Source organism: Sphingobium sp. 22B (assembly GCF_001580035.1).
GTDB lineage: Bacteria > Pseudomonadota > Alphaproteobacteria > Sphingomonadales > Sphingomonadaceae > Sphingobium > Sphingobium fuliginis.
On the sequence record NZ_LTAB01000008.1, the window covers coordinates 124,973 to 149,398 of the forward strand.

28 protein-coding genes are annotated in these 24,426 nt (G+C 64.7%); 7 read left to right on the forward strand and 21 right to left on the reverse strand.

From position 1 onward, the window contains the following. From nuoF to thiE, 11 genes are all read right to left on the reverse strand, one after another. A complete protein-coding gene (gene nuoF / locus A0J57_RS09805; RefSeq protein WP_025549538.1) occupies window positions 1–1,317 on the reverse strand; it encodes an NADH-quinone oxidoreductase subunit NuoF in 1,317 nt (438 codons plus the stop codon). Next, a complete protein-coding gene (nuoE, locus tag A0J57_RS09810) occupies window positions 1,314–1,982 on the reverse strand; it encodes an NADH-quinone oxidoreductase subunit NuoE (RefSeq protein WP_061935344.1) in 669 nt (222 codons plus the stop codon). Before nuoE ends, nuoF begins: the two co-directional genes overlap by 4 nt. Next, complete coding sequence (locus tag A0J57_RS09815; RefSeq protein ID WP_025549540.1) at window positions 1,982–3,217, reverse strand: NADH-quinone oxidoreductase subunit D; 1,236 nt, start codon at window positions 3,215–3,217, stop codon at window positions 1,982–1,984. Before A0J57_RS09815 ends, nuoE begins: the two co-directional genes overlap by 1 nt. Then, complete coding sequence (locus tag A0J57_RS09820) at window positions 3,217–4,053, reverse strand: NADH-quinone oxidoreductase subunit C (RefSeq protein WP_061935347.1); 837 nt, start codon at window positions 4,051–4,053, stop codon at window positions 3,217–3,219. Before A0J57_RS09820 ends, A0J57_RS09815 begins: the two co-directional genes overlap by 1 nt. 1 nt (window position 4,054) lies before the next feature. Further along, window positions 4,055–4,609, reverse strand: coding sequence for an NADH-quinone oxidoreductase subunit B family protein (locus A0J57_RS09825; RefSeq protein ID WP_013847137.1), 555 nt, complete (start codon window positions 4,607–4,609; stop codon window positions 4,055–4,057). Beyond that, window positions 4,600–4,974: an NADH-quinone oxidoreductase subunit A gene (locus A0J57_RS09830; RefSeq protein WP_025549542.1), complete on the reverse strand. Its 375-nt coding sequence runs from the start codon at window positions 4,972–4,974 to the stop codon at window positions 4,600–4,602. Before A0J57_RS09830 ends, A0J57_RS09825 begins: the two co-directional genes overlap by 10 nt. Before the next feature lie 130 nt (window positions 4,975–5,104). After that, entirely contained in the window at window positions 5,105–5,917 is an 813-nt protein-coding gene (locus tag A0J57_RS09835) for an inositol monophosphatase family protein (RefSeq protein WP_025549543.1), read from the reverse strand. Window positions 5,918–6,068: 151 nt separating this feature from the next. Beyond that, complete coding sequence (efp, locus tag A0J57_RS09840) at window positions 6,069–6,632, reverse strand: elongation factor P (protein ID WP_025549544.1); 564 nt, start codon at window positions 6,630–6,632, stop codon at window positions 6,069–6,071. A 99-nt stretch (window positions 6,633–6,731) separates the two neighbouring features. Continuing rightward, entirely contained in the window at window positions 6,732–7,292 is a 561-nt protein-coding gene (locus A0J57_RS09845; RefSeq protein WP_044662544.1) for a M23 family metallopeptidase, read from the reverse strand. After that, window positions 7,289–8,368 (reverse strand): L,D-transpeptidase, encoded by a 1,080-nt coding sequence (locus A0J57_RS09850; protein WP_061935350.1) that lies wholly within the window; start codon window positions 8,366–8,368, stop codon window positions 7,289–7,291. Before A0J57_RS09850 ends, A0J57_RS09845 begins: the two co-directional genes overlap by 4 nt. A 70-nt stretch (window positions 8,369–8,438) precedes the next feature. Next, complete coding sequence (gene thiE / locus A0J57_RS09855) at window positions 8,439–9,134, reverse strand: thiamine phosphate synthase (RefSeq protein ID WP_061935353.1); 696 nt, start codon at window positions 9,132–9,134, stop codon at window positions 8,439–8,441. A gap of 75 nt (window positions 9,135–9,209) precedes the next feature. Here thiE and A0J57_RS09860 point away from each other — a divergent pair, with 75 nt between their 5' ends. After that, window positions 9,210–9,932, forward strand: a complete 723-nt coding sequence (locus tag A0J57_RS09860; protein ID WP_061935356.1) for a DUF72 domain-containing protein — start codon at window positions 9,210–9,212, stop codon at window positions 9,930–9,932. 97 nt (window positions 9,933–10,029) lie between these two features. On the opposite strand, the gene A0J57_RS09865 is transcribed toward A0J57_RS09860, so the two are convergent. The 4 genes from A0J57_RS09865 to tkt all read right to left on the reverse strand — a co-directional run bounded on the left by A0J57_RS09865 (window position 10,030) and on the right by tkt (window position 15,336). Then, window positions 10,030–10,926: a fructose bisphosphate aldolase gene (locus A0J57_RS09865; protein WP_061935359.1), complete on the reverse strand. Its 897-nt coding sequence runs from the start codon at window positions 10,924–10,926 to the stop codon at window positions 10,030–10,032. 125 nt (window positions 10,927–11,051) lie between these two features. After that, window positions 11,052–12,254, reverse strand: coding sequence for a phosphoglycerate kinase (pgk, locus tag A0J57_RS09870; protein WP_061935362.1), 1,203 nt, complete (start codon window positions 12,252–12,254; stop codon window positions 11,052–11,054). Window positions 12,255–12,329: 75 nt separating this feature from the next. Beyond that, window positions 12,330–13,340, reverse strand: coding sequence for a type I glyceraldehyde-3-phosphate dehydrogenase (gene gap / locus A0J57_RS09875; protein WP_025552063.1), 1,011 nt, complete (start codon window positions 13,338–13,340; stop codon window positions 12,330–12,332). 28 nt (window positions 13,341–13,368) lie between these two features. Then, a complete protein-coding gene (tkt, locus tag A0J57_RS09880) occupies window positions 13,369–15,336 on the reverse strand; it encodes a transketolase (RefSeq protein ID WP_061935365.1) in 1,968 nt (655 codons plus the stop codon). Between the two features lie 173 nt (window positions 15,337–15,509). Between tkt and A0J57_RS09885 the strand changes: the two genes are divergently transcribed. The 4 genes from A0J57_RS09885 to A0J57_RS09900 all read left to right on the forward strand — a co-directional run bounded on the left by A0J57_RS09885 (window position 15,510) and on the right by A0J57_RS09900 (window position 17,059). Then, window positions 15,510–15,716 (forward strand): hypothetical protein, encoded by a 207-nt coding sequence (locus A0J57_RS09885; protein ID WP_235600832.1) that lies wholly within the window; start codon window positions 15,510–15,512, stop codon window positions 15,714–15,716. Next, complete coding sequence (locus A0J57_RS09890) at window positions 15,709–16,044, forward strand: cell division protein ZapA (RefSeq protein WP_061935372.1); 336 nt, start codon at window positions 15,709–15,711, stop codon at window positions 16,042–16,044. The genes A0J57_RS09885 and A0J57_RS09890 overlap by 8 nt, the downstream gene beginning before the upstream one ends. Window positions 16,045–16,241: 197 nt before the next feature. Further along, window positions 16,242–16,820 carry a 5-formyltetrahydrofolate cyclo-ligase gene (locus A0J57_RS09895; RefSeq protein ID WP_025552056.1) on the forward strand — a complete coding sequence of 193 codons (579 nt, stop codon included), beginning with the start codon at window positions 16,242–16,244 and terminating at the stop codon, window positions 16,818–16,820. Further along, window positions 16,817–17,059 carry a DUF2842 domain-containing protein gene (locus tag A0J57_RS09900; protein ID WP_025552055.1) on the forward strand — a complete coding sequence of 81 codons (243 nt, stop codon included), beginning with the start codon at window positions 16,817–16,819 and terminating at the stop codon, window positions 17,057–17,059. The genes A0J57_RS09895 and A0J57_RS09900 overlap by 4 nt, the downstream gene beginning before the upstream one ends. A 122-nt stretch (window positions 17,060–17,181) precedes the next feature. Here A0J57_RS09900 and A0J57_RS09905 read toward each other — a convergent pair whose 3' ends face one another. Both A0J57_RS09905 and A0J57_RS09910 read right to left on the reverse strand, forming a co-directional pair. After that, entirely contained in the window at window positions 17,182–17,928 is a 747-nt protein-coding gene (locus A0J57_RS09905) for a glutaminyl-peptide cyclotransferase (protein ID WP_061935374.1), read from the reverse strand. After that, the gene (locus tag A0J57_RS09910) at window positions 17,925–18,662 is read right to left on the reverse strand and encodes a folate-binding protein YgfZ (protein ID WP_061935377.1); all 738 of its coding nucleotides are present in this window, start codon (window positions 18,660–18,662) and stop codon (window positions 17,925–17,927) included. The genes A0J57_RS09905 and A0J57_RS09910 overlap by 4 nt, the downstream gene beginning before the upstream one ends. Before the next feature lie 62 nt (window positions 18,663–18,724). Here A0J57_RS09910 and A0J57_RS09915 point away from each other — a divergent pair, with 62 nt between their 5' ends. After that, window positions 18,725–20,050 (forward strand): dihydroorotase, encoded by a 1,326-nt coding sequence (locus A0J57_RS09915; RefSeq protein WP_061935379.1) that lies wholly within the window; start codon window positions 18,725–18,727, stop codon window positions 20,048–20,050. On the opposite strand, the gene rarD is transcribed toward A0J57_RS09915, so the two are convergent. Then, complete coding sequence (gene rarD / locus A0J57_RS09920) at window positions 20,047–20,913, reverse strand: EamA family transporter RarD (protein ID WP_076605722.1); 867 nt, start codon at window positions 20,911–20,913, stop codon at window positions 20,047–20,049. The two genes, A0J57_RS09915 and rarD, sit on opposite strands and share 4 nt — an antisense overlap. 41 nt (window positions 20,914–20,954) lie before the next feature. Further along, window positions 20,955–21,176, reverse strand: coding sequence for a hypothetical protein (locus A0J57_RS09925; protein WP_025550926.1), 222 nt, complete (start codon window positions 21,174–21,176; stop codon window positions 20,955–20,957). 160 nt (window positions 21,177–21,336) lie between these two features. On the opposite strand from A0J57_RS09925, the gene A0J57_RS09930 reads away from it, so the two are divergent. Next, the gene (locus A0J57_RS09930; protein WP_048575886.1) at window positions 21,337–22,032 is read left to right on the forward strand and encodes a hypothetical protein; all 696 of its coding nucleotides are present in this window, start codon (window positions 21,337–21,339) and stop codon (window positions 22,030–22,032) included. 57 nt (window positions 22,033–22,089) lie between these two features. Here the strand turns inward: A0J57_RS09930 and A0J57_RS09935 are convergent, their stop codons facing one another. Then, entirely contained in the window at window positions 22,090–23,376 is a 1,287-nt protein-coding gene (locus A0J57_RS09935; RefSeq protein WP_061935399.1) for a dihydrolipoamide acetyltransferase family protein, read from the reverse strand. Between the two features lie 9 nt (window positions 23,377–23,385). Next, window positions 23,386–24,390 carry an alpha-ketoacid dehydrogenase subunit beta gene (locus A0J57_RS09940; RefSeq protein WP_025550931.1) on the reverse strand — a complete coding sequence of 335 codons (1,005 nt, stop codon included), beginning with the start codon at window positions 24,388–24,390 and terminating at the stop codon, window positions 23,386–23,388. Between the last annotated feature and the right edge of the window lie 36 nt (window positions 24,391–24,426).

Here is a 24,426-nt window from a genome sequence, read left to right on the forward strand (position 1 = left end):
TTACTCCGCTGCCTCCATGACCGGGGCGCTACCCTTGTTTTCGTTGATCCGGCGTTCGATTTCCGGACGGAAGTGCCGGATCAGGCCCTGGATCGGCCAGGCCGCCGCGTCGCCAAGCGCGCAGATGGTGTGACCTTCGACCTGCTTGGTCACCTGGAACAGCATGTCGATCTCGCTCTGGTCGGCGTCGCCGGTGCGCAGCCGCTCCATCACGCGCCACATCCAGCCGGTGCCTTCGCGGCAGGGCGTGCATTGGCCGCAGCTCTCATGCTTGTAGAAATAGGAGAGGCGCGAAATGGCGCGGACGATGTCGGTCGACTTGTCCATCACGATGACGGCGGCGGTGCCAAGGCCCGAGCCGAGCGCACGCAGCCCATCGAAATCCATGGGCGCGTCCATGATCTCCTTCGCCGGGACCAGAGGCACCGACGAACCGCCGGGGATGACCGCCAGCAGATTGTCCCAGCCGCCGCGAATGCCGCCGCAGTGCCGGTCGATCAGTTCCTTGAAGCTGATGCCCATCGATTCTTCGACGACGCAGGGCTTGTTCACATGGCCGCTGATCTGGAAGAGCTTCGTGCCCTTGTTGTTCTCCCGGCCGAAGCTGGAGAACCATTCGGACCCGCGCCGCAGGATGGTAGGGGCAACCGCGATGGATTCGACGTTGTTCACCGTGGTGGGGCAGCCATAAAGGCCCGCACCCGCCGGGAAAGGCGGCTTCAGGCGCGGCTGGCCCTTCTTGCCCTCCAGGCTTTCGATCTGGGCGGTTTCCTCCCCGCAGATATAGGCGCCCGCGCCGCGATGGACGAAGACGTCGAAATCATAGCCGGACCCGCAGGCATTCTTGCCGAGGAAGCCCTTTTCATAGGCCTGCTCGACGGCGGCGAAGAGCACCTTCGCCTCATAGATGAACTCGCCACGGATATAGATGTAGGCGGCGCGCGCCCGCATCGCGAAACCGGCGACCAGCGCGCCCTCGATCAGCTTGTGCGGATCGTGGCGGATGATCTCGCGGTCCTTGCACGAGCCCGGCTCGGATTCGTCGGCGTTGATGACGAGGAAGCTCGGACGGCCGTCCCTGCTTTCCTTGGGCATGAAGCTCCACTTCATGCCGGTCGGGAAGCCGGCGCCGCCACGGCCGCGCAGGCCGCTGGCCTTGATGCGCTCTATGATGTCGTCCTGGCCGATTTCCAGCAGGGCCTTGGTGTTATCCCAATCGCCGCGTTTCATCGCCGCGTCGATGCCCCAATCCTGGAAGCCATAGACGTTGGTGAAGATGCGATCCTTGTCGCTGAGAGGCGCGATCACGTCGCTCATGCCCATTCGCCCCGATAGTCGTGATTTTCGTTGACCATATCCTTGAGCGTGGTCGGACCACCCTCGGGACAGCTGGTCTGGCGATCGATCTGCGGCCCGATCTTGGGCTGCTTGCCAGCGGCGAGATCGTCGAGGATCGCGCTCATGCTGTCATAGGTCAGGTCTTCGAAATTATCGTCGTTGATCTGGACCATCGGCGCGTTGGCGCAGGCGCCCAGACATTCGACCTCGGTCAGGGTGAACAGGCCGTCGGGCGTCGTGCCGCCCTTCACCAGTCCCTTGTTCTTGCAGGCCGAGAACACATCGTCGGAGCCGCGCAGCATGCAGGGCGTCGTGCCGCAGACCTGCACATGATAGCGGCCCACGGGCGCGAGGTTGTACATGGTGTAGAAGGTCGCGACCTCGTACACGCGCATATACGGCATTTCGAGTTGGTTGGCGATATATTCCATCACCGGCACCGGCAGCCAGCCCTGGGTCTGCGTTTCCGCTCCCACCTGACGCTGGGCGAGGTCCAGCAGCGGCATCACCGCGGACTGCTGACGTCCTGCGGGATAGCGGGCGATGACCTTCTTCGCCTGTTCGGCGTTCTCGGCGGTCCAGGAGAAATTGCCCCAGCGCGCACGCGTTTCGGCCTCGTCCGGGATATGAACTGCGTCAGCCATTAGCGGTCACATTCTCCAAACACGATGTCCATGGCGCCCAGGACAGCGGTGGTGTCGGCCAGCATGTGGCCTTTCATCATGAAATCCATCGCCTGAAGGTGGCTAAAGGCGGTCGGGCGGATCTTGCAGCGATAGGGCTTGTTGGAGCCGTCCGCGACCAGATAGACGCCGAATTCGCCCTTGGGGCTTTCGGTCGCGACATAGACTTCGCCCGCCGGGACATGGAAGCCCTCGGTATAAAGCTTGAAGTGGTGGATCAGCGCTTCCATCGAGCGCTTCATCTCGCCGCGCTTGGGCGGCACCACCTTGCGGTCGAAGCTCGCCACCGGGCCTTCCGGCATTTCGCTGAGGCACTGCTTCATGATCCGCGCGGACTGGCGGACTTCCTCGACGCGGACCATGAAGCGATCATAGCAGTCGAAATTGGTGCCCACCGGAACGTCGAATTCCATCCGGTCATAGACGTCATAGGGTTGCGCCTTGCGGATGTCCCAGGGGATGCCCGATCCCCGGATCATGGGGCCGGAGAAGCCCCATTTCAGCGCGTCTTCCTTGCTGACGACCGCGATGTCCACATTGCGCTGCTTGAAGATGCGGTTGTCGACCACCAGGCTCATCGCATCCTCGAACAGGCGCGGCAAACGGGTGTCGAGCCAGTCGCCAATGTCGGTCAACAGCTTCAGCGGCACGTCCTGATGCACGCCGCCCGGCCGGAACCAGGCCGCATGCATGCGGGCGCCCGATGCCCGTTCAAAGAAGTTGAGGCAATCCTCCCGGATTTCGAACAGCCACAGGTTCGGCGTCATCGCACCCACGTCCATCACGTGCGAGCCGAGATTCAGCATGTGATTGCAGATGCGGGTCAGTTCCGCGAAGAACACGCGCAGATATTGCGCGCGCAACGGCACTTCCAGGTTCAGCAGCTTCTCGATCGCCAGCACATAGCTGTGCTCCATGCCGAGCGGCGAGCAATAGTCCAGCCGGTCGAAATAGGGCAGCGCCTGCAAATAGGTCTTGTGCTCGATCAGCTTCTCGGTGCCGCGATGCAGCAGGCCGACATGCGGGTCGCAGCGCTCGACGATCTCGCCGTCCAGTTCCATGACCAGGCGCAGAACGCCGTGCGCGGCAGGGTGCTGCGGACCGAAGTTGATCGTGTAGTTCTGGATTTCCGTGTCGCCGTAGGACGGGTCCGCCGCGTCGGTCACATGGTCCAGCTTTTCCAGATAGTCGGACATCAGGCCTTATCCTCAGGCTTGGCAGCGCCTTTGCCTTCGTCTGTGTGCTCTTCGGGCTTTACCGGAGCGTTGGGCGACTTTTCCGCACCCTTGCTGTTGGCGGGTTCACCTGCGCCGGTATCCTCGGACTTTTCCGTGACCTTGGGCGTGGCGCCGGCCGGTTCGCCCTTGGGAGCCGCAGCGGCCGGCAACGAGGCTGTGACAGGTGTCGGCGCTCCCGGCGCCTGCGGCGCCTTCTCGTCGCCCGGCAGCACATATTGCGCGCCTTCCCATGGGCTCATGAAGTCGAACTGCCGGAAATCCTGCGCCAGCTTCACCGGCTTGTAGACGACGCGCTTGTCCTCTTCGGAATACCACATCTCGACATAGCCGGTCAGCGGGAAGTCCTTGCGCTGCGGATGGCCCTTGAAACCATAGTCGGTCAGGATGCGGCGCAGATCGGCGTTCCCCTCGAAGATGACGCCGTACATGTCGAACACCTCCCGCTCCAGCCAGCCGGCGACCGGCCAGATGTGCGTGACGGTGGGAACGGGCATGTCCTCGTCGGTCTGCACCTTCACGCGGACGCGGTGGTTCCGCGTGACGCTGAGCAGATGGTAGCAGACCTCGAAGCGCTCCGGACGATCCGGATAATCGACGCCCGCAATTTCCATGAGCTGCTGATATTGCGCGCGATCCCGCAGCAGCACCATCGCGTCGGCCAGCTTTTCCCGGACGACGGTGAAGCTCAGTTCATCGGCATGGTCGACGGTTTCGACCAGCATCGGTCCCAGCAGACCGGCGATTTCCTGCGCGATCCCATCGATGGCCGCGATCCTAGGAGCAGAATGACCCATATCAGCGCTCAACCGTTCCGATGCGGCGGATCTTCCGCTGCAACTGCATCACGCCATAAAGCAGGGCTTCCGCTGTCGGCGGGCAACCCGGCACATAGATGTCGACCGGCACGATGCGGTCGCAGCCACGCACGACCGAATAGCTGTAGTGATAATAGCCACCGCCATTCGCGCAGCTGCCCATCGAAATCACATATTTCGGATTGGACATCTGGTCGTAAACCTTGCGCAACGCCGGAGCCATCTTGTTGCACAGCGTCCCCGCGACGATCATCACGTCGGACTGGCGCGGCGAGGCGCGCGGCGCGGCGCCGAAGCGTTCCATGTCATAACGGGGCATGTTGACGTGGATCATCTCCACCGCGCAGCAGGCCAGGCCGAAGGTCATCCACCAGAGCGAGCCGGTGCGGGCCCACTGGAACAGTTCCTCCGTCGAGGTGACGAGGAAGCCCTTGTCACTGACCTCGCTGTTCAGCGCGTTGAAGAAATCCTGGTCGGGCTGGGTCCCCGCGGGCAACAAGGTGCCGGGCGCGGGCCGCTCAAGTTCTACTCCCAATCGAGTGCTCCCTTCTTCCACGCATAGACGAGGCCGAGCACCAGCTCCGCTATGAAGATCATCATCGTCGCCCAGCCGGCCCAGCCGATCTGGTCGAGGCTGACCGCCCAGGGGTAGAGGAACGCCGCTTCCAGGTCGAAGATGATGAACAGGATCGCGACGAGGTAGAATCGCACGTCGAACTGGCTGCGCGGTTCTTCGAACGCAGGAAAGCCGCATTCATATTCGCTGAGCTTGGCCGGATCGGGCTGATGCGCGCCGGTCAGGCGCCCCACCAGCATCGGCAGGAACACGAATGCGCTCGAAAGCAGCAAGGCGATCCCGAGAAAGATCAGGATCGGCAGATATTGGGCTAGATCGACCAACGGAATCCCCTGGGCGAAAATGATTTACGGGCGCGCTTTAGGCCCGCTGCATATGCGAAGCAAGGCCCGGAGGCATGAGAATGATTCGCAACAATGGCGGCGACCTGATCACGCTACCAAAAGCAAGCCGTCAGCGCAGCGCTCCAGCCACCAACTTATGTAATTTGCTGTGGATCGCATCATTGCCCGCGATGACTTCCTTGCGCTCGATCGGCTGGTCGCCGCCGCGGAAATCCGACACGAAGCCGCCCGCTTCCCGCACCATCAGCAGGCCTGCCGCCACGTCCCAGGGTTGCAGGCCGCTTTCCCAGAAGCCGTCATAGCGGCCGGAGGCGACGTGGGCGAGGTCCAGCGAGGCCGCGCCGAAGCGCCGGATTCCGGCCACCGAGGGCCCTACGGCCCCGAAGATGCGCGTCCATTGCGCGAAATCGCCATGCCCCAGGAAGGGGATGCCCGTGGCGATCAGGCAGTCGCCCAGATCGCGCCGCGCCGAAACGCGCAGCCGCTGGTCATGCCGCCAGGCGCCCCGGCTCTTTTCCGCCCAATAGCTTTCGTCGGTCACCGGCTGGTAGATGAGGCCGGTCGTCACCTCCCGCTTGCCGCCGTAGAGCGGCTCCTCGACCGCGATGGAGATCGCGAAGTGCGGGATGCCGTGCAGGAAATTGCTGGTGCCGTCGAGCGGATCGATGATCCAGCGCGGCTTGCCCGGATCGCCCGCGATCTCGCCGCCTTCCTCCAGCAGGAAACCCCAATCGGGCCGCGCCTTCTGCAATTCCTCGACCAGCGTCTTTTCCGCCTGCTGGTCGGCCTTGGACACGAAGTCCGCCGGCCCCTTTCGGGACACCTGCAGATGTTCGACCTCGCCAAAGTCGCGGCGCAGCTTGGAGCCAGCCTTGCGCGCGGCGCGTTCCATGACGGTCAAAAGGCCCGAGTGCGATACCATTTTTCTTGTCTCCCCCCTCCCGCAAACGGGAGGGACCGGGGGTGGGCATGCCGCAATAGCGGCACTCTAAAAAGGGAAAGGGCAGGAAGCTCGCTCATGCTCGCCACCCACCCCCTAAACCCCTTCCGCCTGCGGGAAGGGGGATCGAATATCAATCCGCGCGCTTCACATATTCGCGCTCATACACGTCGACGACGATGCGCGTGCCAGTGACGATGTGCGGCGGCACCATGACGCGCACGCCATTGTCGAGGATGGCGGGCTTGTAGCTCGCCGAAGCGGTCTGGCCCTTCACCACGGCATCGGCTTCCACCACGGTCGCTTCCACCGTTTCGGGAAGCTGCACGGAGATCGGGCGTTCCTCATACATTTCCAGCATGACCATCATGCCGTCCTGCAGGAAGGCCGACGCATCGCCCACCAGATCCTGCGGCAGGTTGATCTGCTCATAGGTTTCCGTGTCCATGAAGACGAGCATGTCGCCCTCTGCATAGAGATATTGGAAATCCTTGGTGTCGAGGCGGATGCGCTCCACCGTCTCGGCCGACCGGAAGCGGACGTTGTTCTTGCGCCCGTCGATCAGGTTCTTCAGTTCCACCTGCATATAGGCGCCGCCCTTGCCGGGCTGGGTATGCTGGATCTTCACGGCGCGCCACAGGCTGCCGTCATATTCGATGTTGTTGCCGGGACGAATCTCGACGCCGCTGATCTTCATGGGAAGAGCCTGCCTATATGTCTGAAGGTGAAAAGAGCCGGCCTCTGGAGGCTGGCCGCGCCCTTACATGGATGAGGGCGAAAGGGCAAGAGGCGGCGCCTATCGCGGTTTCGCCAGCAAGGGATAGGGATTGATCGCCCGCCCGCCATGCCAGGGCTCTCCCGGACGCAGTTCATGCACCGCGAAGTGCAGGTGCGGCGCTGCCGGATCGGCATTGCCGGTGCTGCCGACGGTCGCGATGCGCTGTCCGCGCCGAACCGCCTGCCCTTCCGCAAGGCCCGGCGCATAGCCGTCCAGATGCGCATAATAATAGATGCGCCGTCCATCGGGCGAGCGTTCATAGATCGTGCGCCCGCCTTCCTCGCTCCAGAACAGCTTTTCGATCCGTCCGTCCGCCGCCGCCAGCACCGCCCTGCCCCGCGCCGCCATGATGTCGATGGCGTCATGGGCGCGCGCGCCGCTCGCCCGCGCCTGGGCGAATGTATCGCTCAACGCGGAGGGCGGCACGCCCTCGACCGGGATCAGCAGGGCACCGGCTTCCGCCGCCGCGGGCCGGGAAGGCTCAGGCGCGTCCGCCGGCACGATCCGCACGAAGGTGCGCAGGAGGGCCGCGCCGATCAGGACGGCCAGGCCGATGCCGGCCCAACCGCGCGCCCTCATGGCTGGAACACCGCCTTCACGCCGGACTTCACCATCTGGGCGAGCCGCGCCGCGTCCCAATTGGTGAGCCGGATGCAACCATGGCTTTCCGTCCGGCCAATGGTCTGCGGCTCCGGCGTGCCGTGAATGCCGTAATGCGGCTTCGACAGGTCGATCCACACCACGCCGACCGGGCCGTTGGGACCGGGCTTCAGCACCGCCTTCTGGTCGGTGGAGGACGCATCCCAGAACAGGTCCGGATTATAGTGGAAGTCGGGATTGCGGCTCAACCCCTTGATTTCCCACGTTCCGATCGGCAGGGGATCATGCTGCGACCCCATGGTGGCTGGAAATTGCGCGATCAGCCGGTTCTGCGCGTCATAGGCCCGGAGCACCCCGTCCGACTTGTCCACGACGATATGGTCGGCCTGCGGCTGTTCCTTGGCCACGCCCAGGCCGGCAAGCGTCTCGCCCCAGCCGCGCTCGTCGCCTTCGATCCGGGCAACCGGCTGGTTGGCGATGGCAGGTACGCGGATCGTGGCTCCCGCGCCGAGCTTCGTGTTCGGAGGGTTGAGCGCGAGCAGCGCCTCCGGCCGGGTGTGGAAACGTTCGGCCAGCTTCTCCAGCAGGTTGCGATAGCCAAGGGCGGGCAGCTTCGCCTGATCGTTGAGTTCCCTGGGCACCGCAAAGAACGGTCCCCTGGCGAAATCCGCCGGTATCTTCACCAGCCAGGTCGCGGGCTGCGGCCGGTCGCCCAGCAGCGCCCTGGCCGTCGCCTCATCATATTCCCCGGTGGTCGGCAGGCCCTTCGCCTCCTGGAAACCCCTGAGCGCGGTGGTGAAGGACATGCCTTCCTTCCCGTCCAATACGCCGGGCGAGAAGCCGGCCCGGTCCAGCGCCACCTGCGCCTGCAGCACCGATTCCACCCGCGCAGGCGCGCCTGTCGGCTCGGGCACCACGGTGAAGGCGTAGGGATCGCCGGCAGGCCGCGCAGCCTGCCCGGTCGCCTGGTTCGACGGTGCGCTCTCATTGGCTTCCGTCACCGTCATGTTGCAGGCCGCACAGAGCAGCGTCAGGATCAGCGGATTGGTTTTCAAGGCGATACTCTCCCATTTGTGGAAGGGAAAACGCCTGAAGTGCAGGAAAGCTGCCTGCCGCCTTATACCGTTATTCCTGCGCCAACACCGCCCGGAATGCCGCCACGCCGGCTTGCGGCCCCTCCGAATGGCCCCATACCGCCCCGCTCACCGCCAGGAAATCCGCCCCGGCCTTCACCAGCGGCGCGGCATTGCCGGGGGTTATCCCGCCAATCGCCACGCAGGGCAGTTCGAACAATGCCGTCCACCAGCCCAGGATCGATGGGTCGGGGCGATGGATCGTTTCCTTGGTGGTCGTGGGGTAAAAGGCCCCGAACGCGACATAGTCCGCCCCTGCTTCCCCGGCTTCCATCGCCAGATGGCGGCTGTCATGGCAGGTGACGCCGATCTGCACCGAAGGACCGAGCAGCTTGCGCGCCTCGCGAGGATCGCCGTCGCCCTGCCCCAGATGAACGCCGTCGGCCCCCAGGCGCTTCGCCAGGCTCATGCTGTCGTTGATGATGAACGCGACATCCCGGTCCGCGCAGAGCTTTTGCAGCGGCGCGGCGGCTTGGGCGATTGCGTCGTCGCCCACGCCCTTCAACCGCAATTGGAACGCCGCGACATCGCCCCCATCGAAGGCGGCGGCGAGACTGTCGACAAAGCCCGCATCGATCGCCGGCGGGGAAATCAGGTAGAGCTGACAGGGCGGCCGCCGTTCATCGCTGTCGAACCGGGCTGCGAAATTCGGGTCGAGAGCCAATTCTTCATCGGTAAATTCGGTCATGGGTCCCGCCTTAGCCGCTTTTGATAGCGTTGGAAAAGGGCGGAGCCGATCGGCCCTCACCCGCGTTCCTCCTGCATGATCAGGATCGGATGTTCGGGATGGAATTACCGAGATTGGCGCGGGCGCTTCTATCCGGAGAAGCTGGCGGCGAAAAACTGGTTCGCTTACTATGCCCAGCAGTTCGACACGGTAGAGATCAACAACAGCTTCTATCGCCTGCCCCGGCCGGAAACCGTCGACAAATGGCGCGAACAGGCGCCCGGGGGCTTTTGCTATGCGGCCAAGGCGAACCGCTATCTGACGCAGATGAAGAAGCTCAAGGATTGCGAGGAACCGCTGGCGAGGATGATGGAGTCCTTCGCGCATTTCGGCCCGACGCTGGGGCCGGTCCTCTATCAACTCCCGCCGCATTTCTCGCTCGACCTGCCAAGGCTGGAGGCATTCCTCCGCATCGCGCCGCGCGATCCCGTGCCGGTCTTCGAATTCCGCCATTCAAGCTGGTATGTGGATGAACTTTTTGCGTTGCTGGAGCGGTACGGAGCGGCTTTCTGCGTGCATGACATGCCCGGCTCGGCCAGTCCCCGGCTGGGTGTCGGCTCGACCGCCTATGTCCGCTTCCATGGCACGACGGGGAAATATCGCGGCGGCTATTCGCGTGAAAGGCTGGCGGACTGGGCCGAATGGATGAAAGCGCAGAGCAGCGACGGCCGGACCGTCTGGGCCTATTTCAACAATGACTATGACGCGCAGGCAATTGCCGACGCCCGGATATTGAAGGCGCTGACGGAGAAAGGCTAGTTTCACCCCGTCAGAACCGAACCGTGCTCCTGCGAAGGCGGGAGCACGGCAGACCGGCCGCGAGCGCCTTCCGGGCGCTCACGACCGTCACCGCAGATCAGGCCGCCTTGCTGGTGGAAGCGCCGTGAATCTCGTCGATTGCTTCGCCCAGCGAGGCGTTGAACTCCTCGTCGCTCATCTGGTGGCGCAGGTCGTTCAGCAGCGCCCGGCTGAAGCTGGCGATGATGCCGCGATTCCTGGCCAGCTCGACGCAGGCTTCGGACCGCGAGAAACCACCGGACAAGGCGACGACGCGCAGCACGCGGGGATGGTCGACCAGCGGATCGAACAGACCGGCCTTTGTCGGCAGCGACAGCTTCAGCATCACCTTGTCGTCGCCCGGCAGCGCGTCGAGATTCTTGAGGATTTCCTCCAGCAGGATCTGGTCGGCCTCTGCGCGTTCCGGGCTCTTGATGTTGACTTCCGGCTCGATGATCGGAACGAGCCCTGCGGCCAGCACCTGCCGACCGACCTCGAACTGCTGCCTGACGACGGCGGCGATGCCCTCGCGGTTGGCGAGGTTGATGACCGAACGCTCCTTGGTGCCGAACACGCCCAGCGCCTTGGCGCGGTGCAGCAAGGTATCGAGGCCGGGGTTCGGCTTCATCAACTGAACGCCGTTCGCTTCATCCTCCAGCCCCTTGTCGATCTTGATGAAGGGCACGACGCCACGCTCGATCAGCGCCTGCGGAACCGACTTGCCGCCCGCTTCGCCGTCCATGGTGCGCTCGAACAGGATCGCGCCCAGCACCTTCTCGCCCGAAAAGACCGGCGAGGTGATGATGCGGCTGCGCATATCGTGGATCAGCCCGAACATTTCCTCTTCGGTGGACCAGGCGTCTTCCTCGATGCCATAGCCCTTCAGCGCCTTGGGCGTCGAACCGCCGCTCTGGTCGAGCGCCGCGATGAAGCCGTTGCCGCCCTCGATCTTCGCCTTCATGTCCTCGAACTGCATCTGCACATACCTCTTGGTTGGATGCGCCGCCCTCCCGGCAGCGCGTCTAGGGGTCGGACGCCCTTGCACGGCGTCCATGGTCGAGCGGAGCGCGCCACTCTCCAAGGCGCGCGCCGCAATCTGAATCAGGCCATCAGCGCCTTGACGCCGGGCAGCTCCTTGCCTTCCATCCACTCCAGGAACGCACCGCCAGCGGTCGAGACGAAGCTGAAATCGCCCGCCACGCCCGCATGGTTCAGCGCCGCGACGGTATCGCCGCCACCCGCGACGGATGTCAGCCCGCCTTCCTTGGTGAGCGCCGACGCGGTCTTGGCCAGCGCCACGGTCGCCTTGTCGAAGGGCGCGATCTCGAATGCGCCGAGCGGGCCGTTCCATACCAAAGTCCGGCAGTTCTTAAGCGCATCGCCCAACGCCTCGACCGCCGCTGGGCCGACGTCGAGGATCATCTCATCCTCTGCCACCTCATGCACGTTGCATGTGCGCAAGGAGGGCGGGTTGGCGGCAAATTCCTTCGCCACGACGACGTCATAGGGCAGATGGATGGTGCAGCCCGCCGCTTCCGCCTTGTCGAAGATCGCCTCCGCGGTCCCCGCCAGATCCTTCTCGCACAGCGACTTGCCGACATCCACGCCGCGCGCGAACAGGAAGGTATTGGCCATGCCGCCGCCGATGATCAGATGATCGACCTTGGCGACGAGGTTGTTGAGCACGTCGAGCTTGGTCGACACCTTCGCCCCGCCGACGACCGCCGCGACCGGCTTCACCGGTTCGCCCAGCGCGGCCTGCAGCGCATCCAGTTCCTTCTCCATCGATCGGCCGGCAAAGGCGGGCAGCTTGTGCGCCAGCCCCTCGGTCGAGGCATGGGCGCGATGCGCGGCGGAAAAGGCGTCGTTGACATACAGGTCGCCAATCGCCGCCATCGCCTCCACCAGCGCGGGATCGTTCTTTTCCTCGCCGGCATGGAAGCGGGTGTTCTCCAGGATCGCGATGTCGCCGTTGCGCATCACCTTGATGCCGTCGACAGCCGCCTCGCCCTGACAGTCGGGGATGAACTGCACGTCGCGGCCCAGCACGGCGGTCAGCGGGCGAGTGATCTTGGAGAGCGAGAATTCGGGGTTCTTCTGGCCCCTGGGACGGCCGAAATGGGCAAGGATCAGAACCTTGGCGCCCCGATCGGCCAGTTCCAGCACGGTGGGCATCGCGGCGCGCAGGCGGGTGTCGTCGGAGACGGAACCATCCTGCATCGGCACGTTCAGATCCTCGCGCACAAGCACCACCTTGCCCGTGATGTCTCCCATGTCGTCGAGTGTCTTGAACGGCTTTGCCATGATCGCTCCCTGCTGCGAAAATAAGGATGGTGATGAAAAACCCCGCCGGACGGTCCGGCGGGGCTGATGGTCTTTTTAGAGGAACTTCGCCACGACCCCGGTGGTGTCGATCATGCGGTTCGAGAAGCCCCATTCATTGTCGTACCAGCTCAGCACGCGGACCAGCGTGCCGTCGATCACCGCCGTTTCCAGGCTGTCGACGGTCGAGCTGCGCGGATCGCCATTATAGTCGATGGACACCAGCGGCTCCTCCGAATAGCCAAGAATGCCCTTCAGCGGGCCGGATTCCGAAGCGGCCTTCAGCAGTTCGTTGACTTCCTGGACGGTGGTGGCGCGCTTGGCGATGAACTTCAGGTCGACGACCGAAACGTTCGGGGTCGGCACGCGCACCGACGAACCGTCCAGCTTGCCCTTCAGTTCCGGCATCACCTCCCCGACAGCGCGAGCGGCGCCGGTGGTGGTCGGGATCATCGACAGGGCAGCGGCGCGGGCGCGGCGCATGTCCTTGTGAAGCTGATCCAGCGTGTTCTGGTCGTTGGTGTAGCTGTGGATCGTGGTCATGAAGCCCTTTTCGATGCCGATGGCGTCATGCAGGACCTTCGCCAGCGGCGCGAGGCAGTTGGTGGTGCAGCTCGCATTCGAGATGACGACGTCGCCGGCGCTCAGCGTCTCATGATTGACGCCGAAAACCACGGTCTTGTCGACGCCGGTGGCGGGAGCAGAGATGACGACGCGCTTGGCGCCCGCGGTCAGGTGCGCGCTGGCCTTTTCCTTGTCCGCGAAAATGCCGGTGCACTCCAGCGCGACGTCCACGCCCTGGGCGGCATGGGGCAGCTTGGCGGGGTCGCGTTCGGCGGTCACGGCGATACGCTTGCCGTCGATGACCAGGAAATTGCCGTCGACGCTCACTTCGCCGGCCCAGTTGCCGTGCACGGAATCACGCTTGAACAGCAGGGCATTCGACTTGGCGTCGCCCAGGTCGTTGATGCTCACCAGTTCCAGATCATGGTCGGTGCGCGAGAGGATCGCACGGGCGACCAGACGACCGATGCGGCCGAAACCGTTGATTGCTACCTTCGTTGCCACTGCACTTGTCTCCCGGTTGGTTTGAATTTCAGTCGAGCGCGGCCACGATCTGCGGCGCGATCTTGGCGGCGGTCAGGCCGAAATGATCGTAAAGCACTTCCGCCGGAGCCGAGGCGCCGAACGTGTCGATGCCGAAACGCAGGCCGGCGATGCCGACATAACGCTCCCATCCGAAAGGGGTGCCTGCCTCAATCGAGGCGCGCAGGACATGGTGCGGAAGGAGATCATCCTTATACGCCTGCGGCTGCGCATCGAAATGCGCCCAGCTCGGCATGGAGACGACGTCCGCGCCGATGCCCTGCTCTTCCAGCAGCGCGGCGGTGGCGACGGCGATCTCGACCTCGGACCCGGTGGCGACCAGCACCACCTTGCGCTCGGCCGTGGCCGCCCTCAGGCGATAGGCGCCCTTGGCCGACAGGTTTTCACCCGCCTTCTCGGTGCGAAGCTGCGGCAGGTTCTGGCGGGTCAGCGCCAGCACCGACGGGCCGTCGGCATCCTTCAGCGCCAGTTCCCAGCACTCGGCCGTCTCCACAATGTCGGCCGGGCGATAGACGTCCAGGTTCGGGATCATGCGCAGCGACATGACATGTTCGATCGGCTGGTGGGTCGGGCCGTCCTCGCCCAGACCGATGGAGTCATGGGTCAGCACATGGATGGCGCGGATCTGCTGGAGCGCCGCCAGACGGATGCCCGCGCGCATATAGTCGGAAAAGACCAGGAAGGTGCCGCCATAGGGAATGACGCCGCCATGAAGCGCCATGCCGTTCATGGCGCAGGCCATGCCGAACTCGCGAATGCCGTAATAGACGTAACGGCCCGAATAATCGTCTTTGGTGAGCGGCCCGGTCGACTTGGTCTTGGTGTTGTTGGAGCCGGTGAGGTCCGCCGAGCCGCCCAGCGTCTCCGGCAGCAGGTCGTTGATCGCGCCCAGCGTCAGTTCGCTCGCCTTGCGGGTGGCGACCTTCTGCGGATTGGCGATCAGCGTGTCGATATAGGCGTCAAGCGAGAAACCGGCAGGCAGGTCGCCGGCCATGCGGCGCTCGAATTCGGCCCTTTGCGCGTTGGAACCAAGACGATCCGCCCAGGCCACATGGGCGTCGCCGCCCTTTGCGCCGATGGCGTGCCAGGCGGCGGCAATGTCTTCCGGGATCACGAAAGGTTCGGCCGACCAGCCAAGGAATTCACGGGCGGCAGCGACTTCGGCTTCACCAAGGGCGGAGCCGTGGACGCCCGAAGTGCCCGCCTTGTTGGGTGCGCCATAACCGATCTTGGTGGCGCAGGCGATCAGCGAGGGGCGCGGATCGGCCAGCGCCTCGTCGATGGCGCGGCGCACATCGGCCATGTCATGACCGTCGCAGGACACGACATGCCAGCCGGTCGCGGCGTAGCGGGCGCGCACATCCTCGCTGCTCGAAAGGTCGACCGCGCCATCGATGGTGATCTTGTTATCGTCCCACAGCACGATCAGGCGGCCCAGGTTCAGATGCCCGGCAAGGCCGATGGCCTCATGGTTGATGCCCTCCATCAGGCAGCCGTCGCCGGCCAGCACCCAGGTGCGGTGATCGACCAGATCGTCGCCGAACTGCGCATTCAGATGCCGCTCGGCAATCGCCATGCCCACCGCGGTGGCAAGGCCGGAACCCAGCGGCCCGGTGGTCGCCTCCACCCCCGCCAGCTCGAAATTCTCCGGATGGCCGGCGCAGGGGCTGCCCAGCTGGCGGAAATTCGCGATGTCTTCGATGGTCGGACGCGCATAGCCGGTCAGGTGCAGCAGCGAGTAGATCAGCATCGATCCATGGCCCGCCGACAGCACGAAGCGGTCGCGGTCCGCCCATTTCGGCGCCTTGGGATCGAACTTCAGATAATCCTTGAACAGCACGGTGGCGACGTCGGCCATGCCCATCGGCATGCCGGGATGGCCGCTGTTCGCGGCCTGCACCGCGTCCATGGAAAGCGCCCGGATGGCGTTGGCGAGGGACTTTTCGGAAACGGTCATCGAAGCGGCGTCTTTCCTGGCTTGTCTATGGCCCCCTGTTAAGGCCAGCGAATCGAAATTGCGCCCCCTTTGTCGCCTCAGGGACAAGGCGTCAACTACGGGTGGCCCCCAGGGTGCGCCAAGCCGCCGAATGACGGCTTTTGCGCGGTGAAAACTTTGTCTATGCGTGGAGCATGGCAAGTGACCGAATGATGCAGGCGATCCGCGCTCTGGAACGCGCGATCGACCGGCTCGAACAGGATGTGGAAGGCCTTGTGTCGGCCGCCTCCGGCCCCTCCCCAGGCATCGACGCCGCCGCCGCCCGCACGGCGCTGCGGTCGCTGGACAGTCTCATCACCGAATTGAAGGGACAGGATGTGAAGGAACAGGTCGGTGGCTGAAACCACATTGCACATTGCCGGGCGCGTCTATGACCTGCGTTGCCGCGACGGGGAGGAGGCGCATCTGGCGCATCTCGCCAACCTGATCGAGCGCAAGGCGCGACTGGCGCAGCAGAACACCCCGGGCCTGACCGAGGTGCGCACGCTGCTGTTCGCCGCGCTGTTCCTGGCCGACGAACTCAACGACCTGAAGCGCGAGGCGATAGGGCGGCAACAGACCCTGGCGCTGGAGCCGGAGGACGAGCCTGCCATCCGCGCGCTCGAATCCCTCGCCACCCGCATAGAAAAGCTGCGCGAGAGACTTGTCGCCGCCGCTACTCAGGCCTAAATAGAGAGGCGACGGGCACTGCGCGGTATCGAGCTTTAGCGAACATCCCTGAGGCGATAATCACATCCACGGGGACTGTCCCTGGGCGGGCTCTGGCCCGATCTACATGGTTCCCACCTGACGTTGAGGCGTCAGAGGATTTTCCAGCACACGGCCGAGGCGGTCCCGTCACCCCCGCCCGCAATTCAAGGCCCCCGATGAGCGACGACACCGACAAGGCGACCCTGCGTGCCATCGCCCGGCAGAGGCGACGCGCCTTCGTGGCTTCGCTCGATCCGCTGGCGCACCGGCTCGCGTTCAAGGTGGTCCCCTCCCCCCTTGCGCATCGGCTGGCGGACGCTGAGGTGGTGGCTCTCTATATGGGCCTCGACGATGAAGCCCCCGCGCAAAGGCTGGCCGCGCCCTTGCAGGCCATGGGCAAGACACTGGCCCTGCCCCGCGTACTGGATCGGCTTGGCAGCATGGATTTCGTGCGCTGGAACCCGGAGGAACAGCTTTTCCCCGGCCTGTTCGGCACCAGCCATCCCGAACCGGTGGGCGATCCGGCTACCCCCGACGTCATCATCGCGCCGCTGATCGGCTTCGACCGGGCGATGAACCGGCTGGGGCAAGGCGGCGGCTATTATGACCGGGTGTTCGCCCGCTATCCGGATGCCTTGAGGATCGGCCTCGGCTGGTCGGTGCAGGAGCATGACGATCTGCCCGCGGACCCATGGGATCTGCCGCTGCACCTGATCCTGACCGAAGTCGAACTGATCGAAGGATATGAAGCATGAGCACGGACCCCCGGCCCGCCTACAAGCCGAGCTGGCGCAAGCCGGTGGGCATGTTCGTGATCCTGGGCCTGATCGCGCTCTGGGCCGTGCTTGTGGGCAGCCTGTCGGCGCTGATCGGACGGCTGCCGATGATGGTGCAGGTGCCGGTCTATGTCTTTCTGGGCCTGATATGGATCTGGGTGCTCCCGTTGAAGCGCCTGCTCGCCTGGATGGAAACGGGACGCTGGCGGGGATTTTGAAGGCGGGGACGGGTGGATTGCTGCCATTAAGCCCCTCCTCTGAAGGGAAGGAGAAGTGCCAACGTCCGCTTCTCTCCCATAGCAGCCTTACCGCGCCTATGTAAAAGCGCCCGCCATCCAATTCATTTCCCCATCCTGATCTCGAACAGCCTGGCCCAGTTCTTGCCTGTCACGAACAGCCGGTCGGCCTTCGCGTCATAGGCGATGCCGTTCGCCACCGCCTCGCTGTCCTTCGCGCCGCTCGCCTTCAGGAGCGGCGCGATGTCGAGCCAGTCTATCACCGCGCCCGTGCGCGGATCGATCCGGACGATATGGGTGTCGTACCAGATATTGGCCCAGATCTCGCCCTTCACATATTCCAGTTCATTGAGCCGCTCCACCGGGCGGCCGTTCCATGTCACCGTGATCCGGCGCTCTTCGGTCAGCCCTTCGGGGTCCAGGAACCGCAATTGCGCGGTGCCGTCACTCATGATGAGGCTGCGCCCATCCTGCGTCAGCCCCCAGCCTTCCCCTTCATAACGGAACTGGGAAACCGGCGAAAGATCATCGAGCTTCCAGACGAAACCCTGCCGATGCCGCCAGGTCAGGCTGATCAGCCGATCCTTCCAGTTGACGATGCCTTCCCCGAAATAAGGGCGGGGAACGATCCGGCGGTTCAGCACCTTGCCGCTTTTGGGATCGACCTTCCGAATCTCCGACTCGCCTTCCAGACCCGTGCTCTCGTACAGGGCGCCGTCATGGTAGAAGAGCCCCTCGGTAAAGGCGCCGGGATCGTGCGGATAGCTTCGGACGAGCGTCCAGCGCGTTTCCGCCTGAGCGGGAACGATGAGCAGCCACGCGCCCAGCAGCGCGAAAAGCGCGCGCTTCATCCGGCGGTCTGGTCCGCCACGGCGCCGGCGAGCCAGCCGGGCAGGAACGCGGGATCGACATCCTCCACCCGCCGCAATTCGATGGAGAGGCCAAGATCGGCCAGCGCGGCCTTCTGCCGTTTCTCGTCAGCCTGCGCCAGCGGCACCGCGACCAGGCGCCGGTTCACCTTGTTGCGATAATGCATGCGGGCGGTGTTTTCCTGCCCGACATAGCATCCCTTGTCATAATCGACCCCGCCCAGTTCGCCGGCATTGGTTTCCAGCCATAGGATCTGGTCCTGTCCCAGTTCGCCCACCCCCTCGAATATGCCGAGCGACAGCCGGTGCGCCCGAAATGCCGCCGAAGCATCGCCCTCATCCGGCGGCGCGATCCAGCGATGGCCGAGTTGCGACAAACGTGGGTCGAAAGGCTTGCCGGAAGCCTCCAGCGCCCAATGAACCGCCAGTTCATCGGCCCGCGCAATGGCGACCTTGCGCCGCAGCCGGTAAATCGTCAGACGCTTCGCCAAGCCTTCCGCCTGACTCGCCTCGCAATCGATCAGCACATCCTCGCCATCCGCCCACAGGATGAAGTCGAACAGCGCCTTGCCCTGTGGCGTCAGCAGCGCGGTCCAGCGCGGTTCGCCCTCCTTCAGCCCCAGCACATCGCGGGTGAGCAGGCCCTGAAGGAAGCTTTTCGCCTCCTCGCCGGAAATTCTGAGGAGAGCGCGGTCGGTAAGGGTGGTGCCGGTCATCGGCTTTAGGTAGGACAATCGCCCATCATATCCAAGCCCACCCCCAAGCTGGCGAGACCGACATGACTTTCGACCTTCTCCTCAAGAACGGCACCGTGCACACCCCCGGCGGGGCGGAAAGCGTGGATGTGGGCGTGCGCGGCGGCAGGATCGTCGCCATCGGCACGGCGCTGGGCGACGCGGGAGAGGCGATCGACTGCACCGGCCTGGACGTGCTGCCCGGCTGCATCGACAGCCAGGTCCATTTTCGCGAACCGGGGCTGGAGCATAAGGAAGACCTGGAATCGGGCAGCCGCGCCGCGGTGCTGGGCGGCGTCACCGCCGTGTTCGAAATGCCGAACACCAACCCCAATACCGACACCGCCGATCGCGTGCACGACAAGCTGAAGCGCGCCCATCACCGCATGTGGTGCGACCATGCCTTCTATGTCGGCGCCACCGCCGACAATGCCGAGCGGTTGAAGGAACTGGAGCGGATTCCCGGCACATCGGGGGTCAAGATCTTCATGGGCGCCTCGACCGGCAGCCTGCTGGTCGACGATGACGACGCCCTGTCGCGCGTGCTGGCCAGCGGCACCCGCCGCGTCGCCATCCATGCCGAGGATGAGGCGCGGATGAACGCCCGCAAGGATCATCGCGTGGAGGGCGACCCGTCCTCCCACCCCGTCTGGCGCGACGATGAAAGCGCGATGATCGCGACGAAGCGGATCATCGACCTTGCCCGCAAGGCCCGCCGCCGCATCCATATCCTGCATGTGACGACGCCCGCCGAACTGGAATATATCGCCCGTCACAAGGACATAGCGACCTGCGAGGTGACGCCCCAGCATCTGACCCTGGCGGCGGAGGACGCCTATCCCCGCCTTGGCACCTATGCGCAGATGAACCCGCCGATCCGGTCCGGCGCGCATCGCGACGGTCTGTGGCACTGGCTGAACCAGGGCGTGCCCGACGTGCTGGGCAGCGACCATGCCCCCCACACGATCGAGGAGAAGGCGAAACCCTATCCCGGCTCGCCCAGCGGCATGCCCGGCGTCCAGACGCTGGTCCCGCTGCTGCTCAACCATGTGGCGGAGGGGCGGCTGTCGCTGCGCCGCTTCATCGAACTGACCTCCTCCGGACCCCAGCGCGTCTTCGGCCTGGTGGGCAAGGGCCGCATCGCCCTAGGCTATGATGCCGACTTCACCGTGGTGGACCTGAAGAAGCGCTGGACCATCGGCAGCGACTGGCTGGCTTCGCGCTGCGGCTGGTCGCCCTTCGGGGGCATGGAACTGACGGGCAAGGCCATCGGCACCATCATCCGCGGGCATCGCGTGATGTGGGAGGACGCACTGGCCAACCAGGCGGTGGGCGAGCCTGTCCGGTTCGAGGCGACCGAGTTCGCCTAAACCGTAGCCAGGCGATTGCGGCGGGCAGCGGTCAGGCCGTCCGCCGCGAACAGGATGAGGCTGAGCCAGATCAGCGCAAAGCTCGCCATCTGGCCCGCCGTCAGCTTTTCCCCGAACAGCAATATGCCGCACAGGAACTGCAGGGAAGGCGCCAGATATTGCAGCAGGCCGAGCGTCGCCATGGGCAGCCGGTGGGCGGCGGTCGCGAACAGCAGCAGCGGCGCTGTCGTTACCGCGCCGGCGGCGATCAGCAGGATGGTGGTCGGCATGTCCTGCCCGAAGCCGACGCCGCCATGCCCCGACAGCCAGAACAGATAGGCCATGGCCGGCGGCATCAACAGCAATGTCTCGACACCCAGCCCCACCATCGGCGCCACCGGCGTCAATTTCCGGATCAGCGCGTAAAAGGCGAAGGTCAGCGCCAGCGCCACGCTGATCCAAAGCGTCGTGAGGGCGGTCGCCGCCATGATGGCGACGCCGACCGCGGCTATTCCCACCGCCGCCAACTGCCCTCGTCGCAGTCTTTCGTGGAGCAGCAGCACGCCCAGCCCGACGGTGACCAGCGGATTGAGGAAATAGCCCAGGCTGGCGGCGAGCACATGCCCGGCGTTCACCGCCCAGACATAGGTCAGCCAGTTCATGCCGATCAGGACGGCCGATGCGGCGAGGGCCGAAAGAAGCCGCCGGTCGCGCAATATCGTAACCAACTCGACAAGGTTGCGCCGCATCAGCAATAGCGCCAGGATCAACAGCAGCGACCAGAGCACGCGCTGGCTGACGATCTCCACCGCATTCACATGATGCAGCAGCTTGAAATAGATCGGCAGCAGCCCCCAGGCGCAGTAGGCGGCCACCGCCGCGATGAGGCCGCGGCGGGCCGCCTGTTCCGATGGCGGGGAGGAATTCAGAGGATGCCTCCGCCCAGGAACAGCCGCAGCGCACCGAAGGCCGCCACGACCAGACAGAAATTGCGCCCGCCATTTCTGGTCGAGAACATGCCGACAAAGGCGCCCAGCAGCGCGACCGGCACCAGCAGCCAGTTGAGCGCTCCCAGCAGCGGAAAGACCGCCGGGATCATCAGGATCAGGGTGACGAGGCCGATCAGAGCTGACAGGATATTGAGCATGGTTGCACAAATGGCGTGTCGGCAAGCCCAGGGCAAGGCGGACGGCCGGGCCAGTTGGCAGAGACTGGCCCGCCCCAAGATCGAATTTCCGGATTCACCAATATCCCTAACGGAAAATTAACCTTTGCTCTTCATCCCCTGTTTACGAAGGAGTGAAGCCATGGCGCCTGTGCGGTCTTTCTATGTTCTGGCGATGCTTGTCGCCCTGCCGCTGGCGGGTTGCGGCAAGAAGGAGGATGATCTGAACGCGCTCGACGCCCAGCTCACCAATAATGCGGTGGACGCGCTCGCCAACCAGATCGTGGTCGATCCGCGGCTCGCCGGCCAGCCGCAGCGTACCGCCAAACTCCCTGCGCTGAAGGGCGAAGCCGCGGCTGCGCTGGCGGCATCCGTCAAGCTCGCCGGCGGCACGCTGCTCGCCACGCCTGCGCCGGCCGAAGGGGAGGCGAAGGAATCCGAATCGTCGCTCGCCGCCGTCGCCAGCGAGCAGAAGAAGCCGGGCGGCAACGCCTTCTGCCGCGAGCGACTCATCCATGGTGCGCAATGGGCCAGCCGTCTGCCGGAACCGTTCACCGTCTATCCGGGCGCGCAGCTGACGGAAGCGGCGGGTGCGGAAAAGGACGGATGCACGCTGCGCGCGGCGACATTCGTGACCCCTGTTCCATGGCAGAGCGTGATGGACTTCTACTATACCCAGGCGCGCCGCGCGGGTTTCGATGCCGAACACAAGGTTATGGGCGGCGACCATGTACTGGGCGGCTCGCGCAAGGATGACGGCAGCGCCTTCCTGCTCCTGTTCACGCAAGCGGCCGACGGCAAGACGAGCGTGGACGTGCTGGCGGATAACGGCCGATAAGGGGGCCGGCAGCACGGAGAAGGCCGCGTTCCGCCATCCCTCACCACCACCAATAGCCTAATCCGCGAACAGCAGGACAGGCGTTTCCAGCAACTTCCGCACCGCCTGGACGAAGCTCGCCGCGTCCCAACCGTCGACTACCCGATGGTCGCAACTGATCGACAGGTTCATGAGCTTGGCGGGCACTACTTCACGGCCCCGGAAGACCGGCCGCTCGATAATGCGATTCGGTCCGATGATCGCCACTTCCGGCCGGTTGATGACCGGCGTCGTCGCCACCCCGCCCAGCGGCCCCAGCGAGGTGAGGGTCAGCGTCGAGCCGGACAGTTCCTCCGACTTCGCCTTGCCCGTGCGGGCCGCGTCGGCCAGCCTTTTTATCTCCGCCGCGAGCTGCCAGACATTGCGGTCCTGCGCATCGCGGATCACCGGCACCATCAGCCCAGCGTCGGTCTGGGTCGCGATCCCCATATGCACGGCGCCGTAGCGCGTCACCACGCCCGCCTCATCGTCATAGCGCGCGTTCAGCATGGGAAATTCGGGCAGGGCGCGGCAGATCGCCACGATCAGCAGCGGCAGCAGGGTGAGCTTCGGCTTGTCGCCGCGATGGGCATTCAGTTGCTCGCGGGTTTCCTCCAGCGCGGTGACGTCGATCTCCTCCACATAGGAGAAATGCGGGATGGCGCGTTTGGAGGCCGCCATGTTCTCCGCGATGCGGCGGCGCAGGCCGATGACCTTGACCTCCTCGTCGGCGCGCCTTCCTGAGCGCCCGGCCGGCCGATAGCCCTGCCCCGATCCGTAAAGGAGAAAGGCGTCGAGATCGGAATGGCGGATATGATCGCCGCCCGGCTTCACCTGGGAAAGGTCGATGCCCAGTTCCCTGGCGCGGGCCCGAACGGCGGGCGAAGCCAGCACATCGGCCTTCGCAGCCGTCCTCCCCTGCTGGGAGAGGTTAGCGGAGGGCATGGGCGCGGCCGGCCTTTCCTCAGCAACGGCTGGGGCAGGATCGCCCCGCTCGCCGCCCTCCCCCCCCGCTTCAGGCAGGGGCGCCGTGATCGCGGGCGGCGGAGCTGCCTCGACGTTGGGAGCAGACGCTTCGCCTTCTCCTTCCGTCTCGATCTCCACCAACATGGAACCGATGGCGATCTGCTGTCCCGGCTCCCCGGCCAGCCGGACCACCGTGCCGGCAACCGGCGATTCCATTTCCACCGTCGCCTTGTCGGTCATCATGTCGGCGATCGGCTGGTCTTCCTCGACCCGGTCGCCGACCTTCACATGCCAGCCGACGATCTCCGCTTCCGCAATGCCTTCACCGATGTCCGGCAACCTGAACGTAAAAAGCGCCATGACAGCCCCTCAATCCTTCAAAATCTTGTTGATGGCCTCGCGAATTCGCACCGGGCCGGGGAAATAGGCCCATTCCAGACTGTGCGGATAAGGCGTGTCGAAACCGGTGACGCGCTCGATCGGCGCTTCGAGATGGTAGAAGCACCGCTCCTGCACCTGCGCCATCAACTCCGCGCCAAAGCCGCTTGTCCGCGTGGCTTCATGCACGATCAGGCAACGCCCGGTTTTCCGCACCGACCGCTCGATCGCCTGGATGTCCAGCGGCACCAGCGTGCGCAGGTCGAGGATTTCCGCATCCACGCCCATTTCGGCAACCATATTCTCGACCACATGAACCATCGTGCCATAGCAGATTATGGTCAGCGCCTCGCCCGCCCGCGCCACCCGCGCCTCGCCCAGGCTTATGCGATAATAGCCCGTTGGCACCTGCGCCTGCGCATGTCCCGCCCAGCTCTTGGCCGGCGCGTCGTAATGGCCGTTGAACGGCCCGTTGTAGATGCGCTTGGGTTCGAAGAAGATCGTGGGATCATTATCCTCTATGGCCGCGATCAACAGGCCCTTGGCGTCATAGGGCGTCGACGGGATCACCGTCTTCACGCCCGACACATGGGTGAAGATGCCTTCGGGCGACTGGCTGTGCGTCTGCCCGCCGAATATGCCGCCGCCAAAGGGCGAGCGCACCGTCATGGGCGAGATGAACTCCCCCGCCGATCGGTAGCGGAGCCGCGCCGCTTCCGACACAAGCTGGTCCAGCGCGGGATAGATATAGTCGGCAAACTGGATTTCCGGCACTGGCCTCAGGCCATAGGCGCCCATGCCAACCGCGACGCCGATAATGCCGCATTCGGTGATCGGCGTATCGAACACGCGATTCTTGCCATATTTCTGCTGCAAGCCCGCCGTTGCGCGGAAGACGCCGCCGAAATAGCCGACATCCTCGCCCATCACGACGACGTCGGGGTCGCGCTCCATCATCACGTCCAGAGCGCTGTTGATCGCCTGGATCATGTTCATCTGCACCGTATCGCCGTGGGTTTCCGTAACCGCTTC